Origin of the sequence: Pseudomonas syringae group sp. 247E2 (assembly GCF_032587795.1) — a bacterium.
Lineage (GTDB): Bacteria > Pseudomonadota > Gammaproteobacteria > Pseudomonadales > Pseudomonadaceae > Aquipseudomonas > Aquipseudomonas amygdali.
Genome location: NZ_JAWHPK010000037.1, coordinates 14966 through 28469, shown reverse-complemented (window position 1 = coordinate 28469; position 13504 = coordinate 14966). Strand labels below are relative to the sequence as shown.

11 protein-coding genes and 2 pseudogenes are annotated in these 13504 nt (G+C 56.5%); 6 read left to right on the top strand and 7 right to left on the bottom strand.

Translation table 11 applies throughout. The annotated features are described in order from the left end of the window. Positions 1–13: 13 nt before the first annotated feature. Positions 14–613: pseudogene (locus tag RYC18_RS26610) on the bottom strand (methyl-accepting chemotaxis protein); the annotation flags it as partial. Between the two features lie 255 nt (positions 614–868). Then, a pseudogene (locus RYC18_RS26605) lies at positions 869–1906 on the bottom strand (methyl-accepting chemotaxis protein); the annotation flags it as partial. 231 nt (positions 1907–2137) lie between these two features. On the opposite strand from RYC18_RS26605, the gene RYC18_RS24915 reads away from it, so the two are divergent. Beyond that, a complete protein-coding gene (locus tag RYC18_RS24915; protein ID WP_005744147.1) occupies positions 2138–2641 on the top strand; it encodes a GAF domain-containing protein in 504 nt (167 codons plus the stop codon). A 392-nt stretch (positions 2642–3033) separates the two neighbouring features. After that, positions 3034–3573, top strand: a complete 540-nt coding sequence (locus RYC18_RS24910; protein ID WP_117139945.1) for a Bro-N domain-containing protein — start codon at positions 3034–3036, stop codon at positions 3571–3573. A 66-nt stretch (positions 3574–3639) separates the two neighbouring features. On the opposite strand, the gene RYC18_RS24905 is transcribed toward RYC18_RS24910, so the two are convergent. Together RYC18_RS24905 and RYC18_RS24900 are read right to left on the bottom strand one after the other, a co-directional pair. Further along, on the bottom strand, positions 3640–3876 hold the full coding sequence (locus tag RYC18_RS24905; protein ID WP_004661480.1) for a hypothetical protein: 237 nt from the start codon (positions 3874–3876) through the stop codon (positions 3640–3642). A 92-nt stretch (positions 3877–3968) separates the two neighbouring features. Next, positions 3969–4808: a TauD/TfdA dioxygenase family protein gene (locus RYC18_RS24900; protein WP_057404038.1), complete on the bottom strand. Its 840-nt coding sequence runs from the start codon at positions 4806–4808 to the stop codon at positions 3969–3971. A gap of 138 nt (positions 4809–4946) precedes the next feature. On the opposite strand from RYC18_RS24900, the gene RYC18_RS24895 reads away from it, so the two are divergent. Both RYC18_RS24895 and RYC18_RS24890 read left to right on the top strand, forming a co-directional pair. After that, the gene (locus tag RYC18_RS24895) at positions 4947–5450 is read left to right on the top strand and encodes a GNAT family N-acetyltransferase (protein ID WP_005777735.1); all 504 of its coding nucleotides are present in this window, start codon (positions 4947–4949) and stop codon (positions 5448–5450) included. Between the two features lie 309 nt (positions 5451–5759). Further along, on the top strand, positions 5760–6338 hold the full coding sequence (locus RYC18_RS24890; protein ID WP_005777737.1) for an ATP phosphoribosyltransferase regulatory subunit: 579 nt from the start codon (positions 5760–5762) through the stop codon (positions 6336–6338). 58 nt (positions 6339–6396) lie between these two features. On the opposite strand, the gene RYC18_RS24885 is transcribed toward RYC18_RS24890, so the two are convergent. Continuing rightward, entirely contained in the window at positions 6397–7296 is a 900-nt protein-coding gene (locus RYC18_RS24885; protein WP_005744155.1) for a LysR family transcriptional regulator, read from the bottom strand. Positions 7297–7477: 181 nt separating this feature from the next. Here RYC18_RS24885 and RYC18_RS24880 point away from each other — a divergent pair, with 181 nt between their 5' ends. Next, positions 7478–8494: a zinc-dependent alcohol dehydrogenase family protein gene (locus RYC18_RS24880; protein WP_010202983.1), complete on the top strand. Its 1017-nt coding sequence runs from the start codon at positions 7478–7480 to the stop codon at positions 8492–8494. A 123-nt stretch (positions 8495–8617) separates the two neighbouring features. Beyond that, positions 8618–9076 carry a metallophosphoesterase family protein gene (locus tag RYC18_RS24875; RefSeq protein WP_316886970.1) on the top strand — a complete coding sequence of 153 codons (459 nt, stop codon included), beginning with the start codon at positions 8618–8620 and terminating at the stop codon, positions 9074–9076. 43 nt (positions 9077–9119) lie between these two features. On the opposite strand, the gene tssM is transcribed toward RYC18_RS24875, so the two are convergent. Together tssM and icmH are read right to left on the bottom strand one after the other, a co-directional pair. After that, positions 9120–12623, bottom strand: a complete 3504-nt coding sequence (tssM, locus tag RYC18_RS24870; protein WP_016981955.1) for a type VI secretion system membrane subunit TssM — start codon at positions 12621–12623, stop codon at positions 9120–9122. A gap of 13 nt (positions 12624–12636) precedes the next feature. Continuing rightward, complete coding sequence (gene icmH, locus RYC18_RS24865) at positions 12637–13500, bottom strand: type IVB secretion system protein IcmH/DotU (protein WP_005777743.1); 864 nt, start codon at positions 13498–13500, stop codon at positions 12637–12639. Positions 13501–13504: the final 4 nt, after the last annotated feature.

The following is a 13504-nucleotide window of genomic DNA, read 5'->3' as shown; positions in this document are numbered from 1 at the left end:
CGGAGTTTGCCGGTCAGACCTTGAATCGGCTGACCATGCTCTGCAGATGCACACCCAGGCGCGCCAGCTCGACGCTGGACGCCGCGGTCTCTTCACTGGCGGACGCCGTTTGCTCGGAAATGTCGCGCACGTTCAGAACGCTGCGGTTGATCTCTTCGGCAACCGCACTCTGCTCTTCGGCAGCAGCGGCAATCTGGTGGTTCATCGTCTCGATGGTCGAGATCGCCTGGGTCATGTTATTGATGGAAACCCCAGCATTGCGTGTCAGCTCGACACTGTTTTCAGTCAGAGCCTGGCTATTGTCGAGGATAGTAGCCACTTGCGATGTACGGCTGTGCAGGCCACTGATCAACGCAGCAATTTCTTCCGTCGATGTCTGCGTGCGCTGGGCCAGGCTTCTTACTTCGTCAGCCACCACCGCGAAGCCTCGTCCGGCTTCACCTGCACGCGCCGCTTCAATGGCAGCATTGAGCGCCAACAGATTGGTCTGCTCGGCAACGGCCTTGATCACGTCCAGCACGCCGCCAATCTTGTTGCTTTCGCTCTTGAGCTCGTCCATTGCAGATTTGGAGTGTTTGACTTCAGTCGCGAGCTTCTCGATCTGGGCAACCGCCTTGGAAACCACACCTTCGCCATCGCGGGCTTCCTTCGAAGCATTAACCGCCGCATGGGAAGCCTGCTCTGCGTTGCGTGCGACCTCCTGAACAGTCGCAGACATTTCGTGCATTGCAGTGGCAACCTGATCCGTTTCGCTCTTCTGGCTGTTCACCCCGGCACTGGTCTGCTCAGTGACAGCCGACAGCTGCTCGGCTGCGCTGGCGATTTGTGTCACACCATCGCGCAGGCCACCAATCAGCTCGCGCAGGTTGCTGGTCATGCGCAGCATGCTGCCTTGCAACAAGCCCAGTTCATCCTTGCGCGTGACCGGCTGGTTGTACGTCAAATCGCCATCCGCTACACGCTCGGCCAGCTTCAGTGTGTCAAGCAACGGGCCGACGATCAGACGAGTGATCACCCAGGCCGCCAAAGCGCTCATGATCAACGCTGCAATCAGCCAGACAGACAGAAGGGTCTTGGCCTCGCCCACGTCTTCTATTCTCAGACTGACCTGATTGGCTGACAGCTTGTCGGCAGAATCAAACAGGATGGCGATAGTTTTAGTGATCCCTGCCTGTGCCTGATCGATCTTTTCCTGCGCCGCAGTGAACTGATTCAACGTGTTCTGATAACCGAGCAGAGCGTCCACAAGGTGCTTGATCGTCGCTGACTGGCCATCGAAGCCTTTCAGATTTTTAACAAAATTAATAACCGTGTTCATCGACGTTTCAGCCGGTGCCCGGTTCTCGGTTTTCAGGGAATAGGTGTAACCACGCAAGTCGAAGCGCATTTTCTGAAACAACGTCATCGCCTGAATAATGTCGTCACGCTGCGAGGCGCTGCCGTCATCTGATCGGGCAATGGCGTTCAGTTTTTGCAAATCGTCAGCGGCTGCGTCAGCGTACTGGCCAAACACTGACCGGGTCGCCTCGCGGGCGGCAGTGGCCTGCATCAGATTGTCGTAGTGGACACGATAATCCTTCATCGCTTCAGCAGAAGCATTTACCAGCGGGGTATTCAGCGGAGAGTCGAAAACTTTCTGCGCATACTTCACATGATTTTCGAGACTATCGATAGCTTTCAGCCAGTTGCTGGCGCGCTCGGCATCGTAGTTGAGCGCATAAGCCAGGCGGGCTATACGGACATCACGGGTCAGCGTGCTCAGCTTGCCGATATCGGCAATCCTCTCGCTTCGTTCGCTCAGCGAACTGATCCCCGTCCAGCCGGTAAGTGCAATCAGCACGGTCAGCACAATGACCAAGGCAAACCCGAGCACAAGCTTGGACCTTACAGAAATATTGTTCAGCATAGTGTTCACCGTAAATTGCTCTTGTCTAGTCATTGTGGGGGTTATAAGCGGCTTGTCCTTGCCATTGATACAACCCACAGTTGTCGGCGGGGCAGCTTCAAACTTTAAAGTTGACGTCAAAATTCATGCTCGAAAATAAACATCGACTCGTCGAATAACCCGTATGGCCTTTCACGCCAGTCGGTTAGCATGGGCCGCTGTACCTACACATCGAGTATTTCGGAGAATTGCATGAGTCTGGAGTTGACAGCTTCTCGAGACGGCCTGACCACAGAGGAACGTTCTGCGATTGCCGAAATAGAGGCAACGACCAACATTTTAAGGCTGGTCACCCGACTGACAGGCATGCGCTTTGCAGGTATCGCAAAGTTCACCGACGCGGACTGGATCGCCTGTTCTGTATACGACCCGACTGACCTGGGCATCGACGATGGGGACGTGTTCAAACTGGAGACCACGCTGTGCAGTGAGTTTTGCGTCAACCCCGAAGCGTTGTTCGTACCGCAGATCAGCAAAAACGGCCGCTACGCGAACCGGCCGGTGGTAAAGCGCTACGCCATCGAGAGTTATGCAGGCGTGCCGATCCATCTTCCGAACGGACAGTTGTACGGCGCGCTATGTGCGCTCGACTCCGACGTGACGTTGTTTGACGACCCCGATCTGGCGGAAACACTGACTCTGTTTGCCAGATTGATCGGCTGTATTTTCTTCGCCAACATCAGCGAAACAGACTGATGTAGCTGCCGCTTGATGAGGGTGAAAAAAACGTTTCATGCGGACGAAGCGTTGATTTTGCAGGAAAGGATGAAGTCGCTCGACTGAAAAATCTCTTCGCCCTGTGTGAAGTTTCCGAGAAGACTTCAGTTGCTTGCGCGGGCTGTATCGAGGATTTAAGGTGCGCCGTCGCTGCAAAATCAGCGGCCGGATTTAGCGATCCGAATCTCTATTCTCGACATCGCGTTTCATGCTCAACATGAACATCGCGTTATGGCGGCTGTGCGTCGGAGACCTTCGGGTCTGCCGGTATGCGAAAGATTAGAGACCGGTTCGCTAACCTTCGCACAGCTGCCACCTTCTCGTTTAGCGACGTGATTGGGGCTCTATGTTCGCTATGGAGCGTTTAATCAATGGATCTCCCATTCCCCCTTCTCCCCTGCACCGAAAACCACGAACCCACCCTCTTCCTGCGCCACCGTCGCATGTTGCGTGCTGTTGTCATGCACGCAGAAGCCTGGTTCCCGCTGGAAGACATCGCCCGCCTGATGGGCAAGCGTCTGGACGAGCGCAACACCCGCAAGCTCGACGCCGATCAGCGCCGCACCGCATGGTTGTTGACCCACGGCGAATGGCAAAAATGCCTGCTGATCAGCGAGTCTGCGGTATTCGCCCTGTTGATTCACCATTACATCCCGGAAAACCGCGCCCTGCGACGCTGGCTGACACAAGACGTGCTGCCCGCACTGAGCGCCCGCGCCGTTGATATCAACAACGACGGCCCCACTCACTGCCAAATGCAGTGGCAGGGTACACCCCTGAGTACGCTGCAATGGCGCGGGGATATCTGGGTGAAGTTGCGTGACATGCCGGAAATCGTTCAGGTCCAGACGACCGGCAAGAAAGATGGCTGGCTGAAACGCCTGAAGTTGCTGGGCAAACGGGCTGCCTGAGCGCTTCAAACAGGCTCTGTACAAAAAGTGGCCGCGCTGGCCGACTTTTCGTACACAGCCTACGGTTTACTCTACGGTCGCGTACATGGGCACGAGTTCAAGCATGGCGCTACTGAACTGGCTTTCATCAAATTGCGTTCGGTGTCGAGGCGACACAGGTTTGACCGGGCGCTCGCCGTCCAATAACGCCTCGGCAGGCAGATCAATCCCGAAATGAGGAAATGGCTCCTGAGCCACCCAGCCTCCGGCCGCCAGAACCAACAGTAGAAATACGCCCGCGATGGGCTCTTTAGGTCTGCACATTCTCGTTTCTCCAATCCGGCAAAACGATTCAGCTCACAATGAGCAACTCGATATAACAGCCACGGCGTCACCCGCTTGTCGCGCCCGGCAGATCACTCGAAAGGCTCTTCGCCCTGCAACTTGGTGCGGTGCATCATTCGCCCGCACGCGGGGTCGTAAGCTTCCGCACGGTGCATGGTGCCGGTGTTGTCCCATATCACCAGATCACCCGTCTGCCACGCATGGCTGTAACTGAACGCCTCGGCCGTGGCCCACTCGCGAAGGCCGACCAGAATCTGCGCGCTCTGCGCCAGGCTGACGCCAACGACCTGCTGCGCAGTGCATCCCAGAATCAGCGACTTGCGACCGGACCGGTGCCTCCAGACCAGCGGCAACTCCTTCTCGCCGATAGCCTGCATGGCCTTGAGCATCGCAAGGCCAGGCTCGGGATTGTAATAGAGTAACGATGCCCATGGCGCGTGAATTACTCGTAAGCTTTCGTAACGTTGTTTATCAGCGCTCGATAACGCCTCGTAAGCTGCATAGGTATTACAGAAACCGGTGTTGCCTCCCCAACTGGCGGGCACCTTGCAAGACAGTAACGACGCCAGAATGGGCACATCGCTGCTCGTACCGTCGATATGCCAGTAGAGCGAGCCCTTGAGAAACTCAGCGCCTGCCGGGTTCTCTTTGACATCAAGGCTGATCTTGGTGATGTTCTGGCCATCACTGGCTTCCGGACAGAAAGTGCCCAGCGTGCGGGTGAAAGCGATCTGCTCTGCATCGGAAAAATCAATCTGCGGAAACACCAGCACACCTCGCTGCTCCAGCAGTTCCCGGATTTCCCCGGCGAATTGACCCGACAGCAGCTCCTGCTTGCTGTTGAAAATACGCGTACCAATACCTGGCTTGATGGGCTCCTGGGACAGCTGAACGAGCGAAGTGGCTAACATGATGCGATCCTCTTCATAAGTGAACACAACGGTACACTTATGGAAAAATCTGCGCAACCTCTTATTGAGCCGACTGGCCCCACACCTCGCCTGCGTCTTACACTGGCCATCCACTGACCGTTCAAGGAATGAATCAACGTGCACGCCCCTGCCCCGCAAATCCTCATTCAGCGCATGGACGAAACCCATATTGAAGGCGTTACTGCGCTCTACAACGAGCCTGCGGTCTGTCGTCAGGTGCTGCAAATGCCGTTTCAGTCCATCGACGTGTGGCGCAAACGCCTGGCAGCCAGCACAGAGCGACATGTGAAACTGGTCGCGCTGAGTGGCGGCGAAGTCATCGGCAGCCTCGGCCTGGAACAATACTCGCGCAGCCGACAAAGCCATGTCGGCGCTATAGGCATGGGCGTAGCGTCCGCCTGGCAGGGCAAGGGCATCGGCTCGAAACTGCTGGCGGCGGCGCTGGACATCGCAGACAACTGGATGAACCTGCACCGGGTAGAACTGACCGTGTTTGCCGACAATGAGGCTGCACAAGGCCTTTATCGCAAGTACGGTTTTGAACAGGAAGGACGCCTGCGCAACTACGCCGTGCGCGATGGCGTATTCGTCGATGCCTTGAGCATGGCCCGGCTGAGGTGAGCGGTGCCCCTGAAGCTACCGCTTGAGCGATAGCCGAAAGCATGCAAGGATCAGCCATGAATCAATTTCCTCACAGTAACCGACATCACCCTCACGGCCCCACCTCAGGCGCCGCGGTTGCTTATGCTCATCGATTGGCCAGACATAGATCCACGTTCTGACCCATCAGTGAAACAAACCTAGGCGCCCACGGCGCCTTTTTTATTGCCTATTACTTTTAAAACAACCACCTGAAAACAACGGAGATCACCACCATGACCATGCTACGCGGAACCCGCATCGTGACCGGAACAGAAGCCACAACCCTGCGTGAGACAGAAAGCCGCTTCCGGAGCTATCTTCATCGAAGCGGGTGCTGAAGAAGCGATAGTCCCCGCGTTATGGGGTCAGGACACTTTTATCGAAAAAGCCGGCGGCAGCGAGATCATCAGCCAGATGTGGGCATTCAACGACAAGGCCGGACGCGCCTGTTGCCTGATCCCGGAAGCAACGGCCCTGTTCCAGGAGCGCAGTGAGGCCCTGCTCAACGGGCGACGCGAAGCAGTGTTTTTCTATGTCGCACGTTGTTATCGCTACGAGCGACCGCAGGCCGGACGCTACCGTGAGTTCACCCAGCTGGGGCTGGAAATTCTTGGCCCGTCACCGCAGCAAGCCTTGCAACGCAGCCAAGCCATCTGCACAGGCTTTCTGGACTCGCTGGGGCTGGACTATGAACTCAATACTGCCGTCAAACGCGGCCTGAGTTACTACCTGAACGGCAACGGCTTCGAGGTACGCTGCTCTCGCCTGGGCGCCCAGCAACAGGTGGTCGGCGGCGGAGCCTACAGGGAAGGTGCCGGGTTTGGCATCGGGCTGGAGCGGCTGGTGTTGGCGCTTGAGCGTAATTAATCCCGCTTGGCCAGGAGCGCCTTTGCAAGGAGGCGCTTCTCTACTCTGCTACACGTATTTAGCGAACTTCAAACCAACGAGGATGAAGTTTCGGAAAATGTTCTTTCAGCCAGGCGACGAATGCCTGCACCTGCGGCGCAAGGTGTGTACGGCTCGGGTACAGCACAGAAACCGGGCGCGGCAACGGGCGAAACGCTTCAAGCACTTCGACCAACTCTCCGCTGGCCAGAAACGACTCAACGGTAATTCCCGGAGCCTGAAGAATACCGAACCCTGCAAGGCCGCACTGCACATAGGCGTTGGACTCGTTGACAGTAATGCCACCACGCGGCAGAACAGGAAAGTCGTCGCCATTCAACGAGAAATGCCAGGGTAACGGTCGATTACTCTGACCAGACAGAAAGCTGACCCCGCAATGATCTGCCAGCTCTTCCAGCGTTTCCGGCGTGCCGAAGGCTTGCAGGTAGGACGGCGCGGCGCAGGTGACCATCGTGGCCCTGCCTATTTCCCTGACCACCAGACTTGAATCGGGTAACTCCCCGATGCGCAGCGCGCAATCGATGCCCTCTGCGACCAGGTCCACGGTGCGGTCCGTTACTCCCAGGGCCAGCTCGATGTCGGGAAATGCCTGGGTAAACCCTTTCAGGCTCTCCATGAAACTACGCTGGCTGAACGCTGCCGGGATATCAATCCGAAGACGCCCCCGCAGGGTCGAGCCGTTTCGGTCGAACATGGAAGTAGTTTCGGCAAGATCGGCCAGATTGTTCTTCACGCGCTCGTAAAAACGCTGACCTTCCGCAGTGAGTTTTACACTGCGGGTCGTACGTTGAAACAGCCGGACATCCAGCGACGCTTCAAGATCCTGAATGATCCGGGTCACATGGGGACGCCCTATCTGCGTGGCCTCCGCCACTTTAGTAAAACTGCCCAGCTCGGCAAGTTTCGCGAACACCTGCATTGACTGTAAAAGGTCCACCGCCGAATTCCCCCGAACAAATACCGAGCTATTGTTGCCTGGCAGGATAACAATCCTGTCGATTTGCGCCCATTTATCTGCACTAGCGTTTTACCAACAATGACTTCAGCGCCCACAAGGCAACCGCCTCTGTGAGCCCAAACATGATTGCTGGAGACATTGAATGAAAGCGTGGCTATTAAAAGATTTCGGGCTCGACAATCTGGTGCTCGGAGAAGCTGAAACGCCGGTTCCCAAAGCAGGTGAACTGCTGGTGAAAGTCGGTGCGGTATCCCTCAACTTTCGTGACAAGGCCATCGTCGACGGCATCTACGAGCCGCATCGCGTGCCCAAGCCATTGATTCCGGTCAGCGATGCAGCCGGTACTGTCGTGGCGGTAGGCGAAGGCGTCAGTCGCTTTGCAGTAGGCGATCGCGTGAATTCGCACCTCTACTCGCGCTGGATCGACGGCCCGCCAGGCCCGGACGAACCGGATTATTGCTTCGGTTCGCCGTTGCCGGGTGGACTTGCTGAATACATGATCATCCATGAAGACAGTGCCGTACGTGCACCGAATGCCATGTCGGATGAAGAAGCCGCCACATTGCCGATTGCCGCACTCACGGCCTGGTACGCACTGGTCGATTTCGGTCAGATCGAAGCTGGGCAAACCGTCCTTGTACAGGGCTCAGGCGGCGTATCGATCTTCGCTGTACAGATCGCGACAGCCTTAGGTGCCAAGGTCATCGCGACTTCCAGCAAGGACGAAAATCTGCAAGCGGTGAAGAAGCTGGGCGCTGTCGCCGGAGTGAACTATCGAACCCATCCCGAGTGGGCAGAAGAAATAGTGAAGCTCACCGACGGCAAGGGTGTGGACCTGTTACTGGACGTAGCCGGTGGCGACGGCATCAATCAGTCGGTTGCGGCCACCAAAGCGGGCGGGCGCATCGCGCAGATCGGTTTTCTGACCGGCCAGACTTCGGCGCTGAACCTGATGCCGATGATCTTCCGCCAGACCACCTTTCGCGGTATCGCCGTGGCACCTCGCTCGTCGTTTGACCGGATGAACGCCTTTCTCAACGAGCACAAGATTCGTCCGGTAATCGATCACGCTTACCCGTTTGAGCAAGCTCGCGAGGCATACGAGCATTTGGCCAGAGGCGCGTTTGGTAAGGTGGTAATCAAGGTTGGTCAGGCCTGACACGGTCTTGAGGTTGCGACGCGCGGATACTTCCTGAGCGTCGCACGCCACAGTCCCCCATCAACCATTCGAACTCAAAGGGTTACACTGCCTCCCTACCCTGCTCCTGACCCGAGGCCCCTGATGAAAGTTGGCTTGATTTCCGACACCCACGGACTGCTTCGTCCTGAAGCCATTACGGCGCTTGAGGGCTGCGAAGCCATCATCCATGCCGGTGACATCGGCAGCCAGGACATCGTCGACCAACTTAGCGCCATCGCCCCGCTGCACATCGTGCGCGGCAACAACGACCAGGACGCCGAGTGGGCAAAAAACATCGCCGATCACCTGCGCTTCGACATCGAAGGCTGGCAAACCCTACTGGTTCACGACATCGCCGATGTTCCGGCACTACTGGATGACAGCGTGAAACTGGTCGTTACCGGCCATTCACATAAACCCCTTATCGATTGGCGCGGCGACACGCTGTATATGAACCCGGGCAGCGCCGGGCGGCGGCGTTTCAAGTTGCCGGTGACGCTGGCGCTGCTTGAGGTGGGCGCGGATTCGATGGAGCCGACGCTGGTGCAGTTGGTTGACTGACAATTTAGATAGGCATCGAGTGTGAGAACCCATCTGAATATCATCACAGCTGAGCAGGCATACGAAAATCGCGTAATGCACTCATGTCAAAAGGATTCGGCGCACGCTGGCTCGACAACAGGTAGTTGGCCCGCATGCCTCCGATATCGGCCTTGAGCACAAGTACATCACGGCCCTTCAGGGGCTCGGTCTGCATCAGGTCAAAGAGGCGGAACAGCGACCATGGGCCGCTATTCTTTTCGATGCCCAGCGGCCGGCCGACCATGCCTTCCATCACCAGACTTGTACGTCCATCCTCAGTATCAGCGGGCCACCTGAATAACATCGGTACGATGGGGCCGTGACGATACTCAAGTGACTGATCACCCAAGCGGAACTGAGCGCGGCGTACAGCAGGATCGAGGGTGTGAGGTTCTAGAGTGAATTGCACCTGCGGTTCCTGCGTGCGGTGAGCAAAGAAGCTACTGCGGATTTTATAAACACCCGCCATCTGATCCAGATAGGCACGACTCATCGGCAGACTGTAGCCGTCAATCGTGCGCAGTCGATAACCACCAGGATCGCCACTGACGAAGGGCTTCAGGTAGCTATCGAAGAAGCGCTCGGCTATGCCCTGCGCGCCGAAGAACTCGCGAAAATCATTAAGCGCCACATCACTGCTGCTGTGCGCATGGAATGGATAGCGTTTGGCGAGAGACTGTTCATAGAAACTGTAAAGCTCTGCCTTGTAGCGTTGGTTGAGGTAATGGTGAGACTGATACAGCACAAAGCTCCAGGTATCTTCAGCCAACGCGCTCAACCAGCCGCCCAGAGGCTGGGGTAACACAGCCGCGGCATTGCGCAGATTGCTCAAGGCGTCTCGCTGCCCGGACATTCGTCCCTTCGCCATCTCGTAGGCCGCCAGTTCAGGCTGACCGGAGCGACCCAATGCGGCCATTTGCATCTGCAATTCATTGATGGCGTTCAATGCTGTAATCAGATCGGCGGCAGGACCATTTTCTTCATCCAGCAAGCGGTGCAAAGGATCGAAGCGACGCTGCAATGATTGCTTCGCCGTTGTGGGCAGGCTATCGGTAACTGTCTGCTGCAAAGTATCGCCAATCGCAGCAACCTGGGTGAGCGCCACAGGGCCCGGTGCAATCTTTTCAGCCTCGGCCTTCATAGCACCGAGACTGTCTGCAAGGACCGGGAAAAGTGTGTTGTCACGCACCTCGACCAGCAACTGCAGCAAAGGCGAATGCGCTGCCGTCAGCCCGGCCAGTTGCACGGCAGCCTGGCTGGCTCCTTCAAAGGGCTGCAGTGAAACCCGACCGATCGCTTCGGCCCAATGATCGGCGTAATCACGAAAGTACAATTTTTCCAGTTCGACCATCAATGCTCGCAACTGATGTGCGTTGTACTGTTCACTTTCACCCAGGACCCAGTTGTCACGCATGATTTCAGTTACCACGGCTGTACCACGGGTAACGAAATACTGCTCGTAGCCCTGGCGTGTATAGAACCCGGGAATCCGATAGTCAGTACCAGCCAAATGCTTTGCCTGAGGGCCGGTGTTGTGGCCAAGGCTGTAGTCCGGAAGTACACGCGCTTTTTCACGCAATACCCGATAAACCACGTTGGCGAAGGATTCGTTACGCAGCACCTGCCGAGCCTGCGCCACTAATGCGTCGTTTAGCGGATAGGCAAAAGACTGTTCGAGCACACGCCCAAAATGCTGATTCAACTCGTGCTGAGCCTGTGCATGCCCGACATAACGAATTGACCAGTCGGTCGCCACTCGCTCCTTCAGCGCAGAAGGTATCCGGTGTTCACGCTGAACCAGCATCAGATAGGCGCGCAAGTTGCCCAGTAACTGCTCGCGATCCTGCAGGCTGGCCATTATGCGGGCTTCAAACATCCGCACCACTCGTGGCAGCAACTGGCCCTGCAACTGGGCATGATAAGCGCGCAGAAGCACATCATTTGCAGGCTCGCCCTGATAAAGACCGTTGCGCTCATACAGAGTGACATCACTGTTGTCCGGAAATACCTGAGCGGCCTGGTAAAGGGTGTTCAGGCTATCAAGGACTGTCAGTAGATCATCCTCGGCGGTGAGCGATGAACGCTGTTGCGTCCACTGTTCACCCAGAATACGAAGCCGCTCCAGCCGGTCGTGGTTAGCACTGAAACCAGTCGTCCATAGCACTCCGAACACAGATAAAAGCAATAGCGCGGAGCAATACACTGCCCTCTGACGCCAAAGAATCTTTCCGCGTGCTTCCTTGTTGAGAACAGCGAGATCGGACTCAGGGAAAATCACATGCCGCAACAGATCGTGAATGAACCGTGCTTTTCCAGGTTGTGGAACCTGTAATCCGGTACTGCCCTCCCCATCAGCTTTTTGAGAGCTCTGAACAAGTTGCGGCGCACGGGTCAGGTAGAACCCACGAAACTGGCTGGCGCGCTGATAGCGATTTCCGGAGAACGCGAGTTCGACAAAAACCCCCAGTCTGTGTGCGATACCTCCAAGCAGGTTGGGGAATTCAAGCATTTTGCCACGGCGCTGGCTGTCTCGTTCCTGATGAATGCGAGCGATGACCTGGCTGCCAAGCCGTTGCAGCAACGTCTCAAACTCCTGAATGAGAACACCGCTGTCGGTGCCACTCTGGCCGTTTTGGAACGTGACTCCAAGGACCTGCTCACTTTCCTCACGGGACAGTTGATCAAAAAAATCATCGAAACCTGCTATCGAGTCGGCCTTGGTCAGTACCAGATAAACCGGCACATCAACGTGCAGTTGCTGAAAAACTTCGTCCAGGCGCGCGCGCACATCTTCAGCCATTTTCTCCAGACGCTTGTCACGCTCGTCAAACAAAATGTCCACTGGCAACGTCACCAGCACACCGCTGAGCGGCTGTACGCGGTAGCGGCCCCGTAACAACCCCAGAAGGGTCATCCAGGCGCTGCCGTCGACCTCGGGTACAGGCTGGTCAAGATAGCGGCCCGATGTATCCAGCAAAATAGCCTGCTCGGTAAAATACCAGCCACAACTGCTGGTGCTGCTCGTGTCGTGCGTCAGTTTGCGCCCGACCCTGTCGAGGGGAAAGTCGAGTCCGGAAAAATCCAGCAGGCTGGTCTTGCCGCTGCTCTGCGGGCCGATCAGTGCATACCAGGGCAGCTCGACTCGACCCCGGGCACCCAATTCGCCATACAGCGCAGAATCCTTGAGCACGCGCAGGGCATCCTTGAAACGACTGACAAGCTCCAGGTGCTCTTTTTCCACGGCGACAGACTTACGCAGAAGTTCGTGACCTGCATGGCTGTCTTGCGCCTGTTTTTTCTGCAAACCAATGCGCCAGTTGTTGAAGACAATCCCGAGGCCCCAGACCAGAAACAACACACTGATCGATACGAGACGCGCAATGGGGCTCTCCCAAAACCTGTTATCCGCCACCGCCAGCAGTGGCCCGAACATCCAGATACATGCAGCCAGCACAAGCACCAACAGCAGCGACCAGGCCCAGGTACTGCACAGCAGCGCGATAAGTTTTTTGAACAGGGTTTTCATTGCATCTCTCATTTCAAGACCGGAGCTCAAGCGCTGCCAGATACGCTGTCTGATAGGGTTTGAGCACGACCTCACGCTGCTCGCCGAGTACCCAGGTAAATCCGCAATACAGCACAGCCAGGCTGATAACGGTGAACAGCACGACCAGCCATACCGGTACGACACGCAGCCGTTCAGAAGCCTTGGATTGTGCGCCCTGCCAGCGAGGTGAAAGAGTTCGGGACACGTCGCCTCTCACATGCCTTATCTGCCGATAAAGGCTGTCGCGGATGTCTTCCAGTTCATGGCCATTAAGGCGGTGCGAGCGGTATTTCCCCTCGAACCCGAGCGCCAGACACAGGTACATCAGCTCGAGCATCGGCAGATGCTTGAACGGATTGGCAGAAAGCTTTTCGAGGAGGTGAAAGAATTTTTCGCCGCCAAATGTCTCCTTGTGAAACCGGCTCAGCAGACTGATCTTCGACCAGTCACTCTTGCAGCCCCAGGGCGTGTTCAACACAGCTTCATCCACGACCGTACAGAGCACGTAGCGCGCAGCCAGTAGCTGATCATTTTCTATAGCGTTTCGCCGGCCCTCGGCCTCGAACAGCTTGATCTGGTCCGATAGCTGTACGTTCAGCAGCGCAATATCGCCAAACTCTTCGGCTGCAGACAGCCTGGACACCTGAGCCAGCAATTCGCTCGCGGCAGCAACCAGCGAATTGACATGGATACTGACCCGCTTTTCGGATACCTGCAGGGTGTTGTTGATCAACCGTTCCTGCAGACCTTCGAAAAGATTCGCATCGTGGGGACTCGTGAACATGTCATCACCCGGCCAGACATTGTCCCGGCCATAGGTAACGGCATGGTCTTCGCGACTGCTTTGCATATCCATCAGT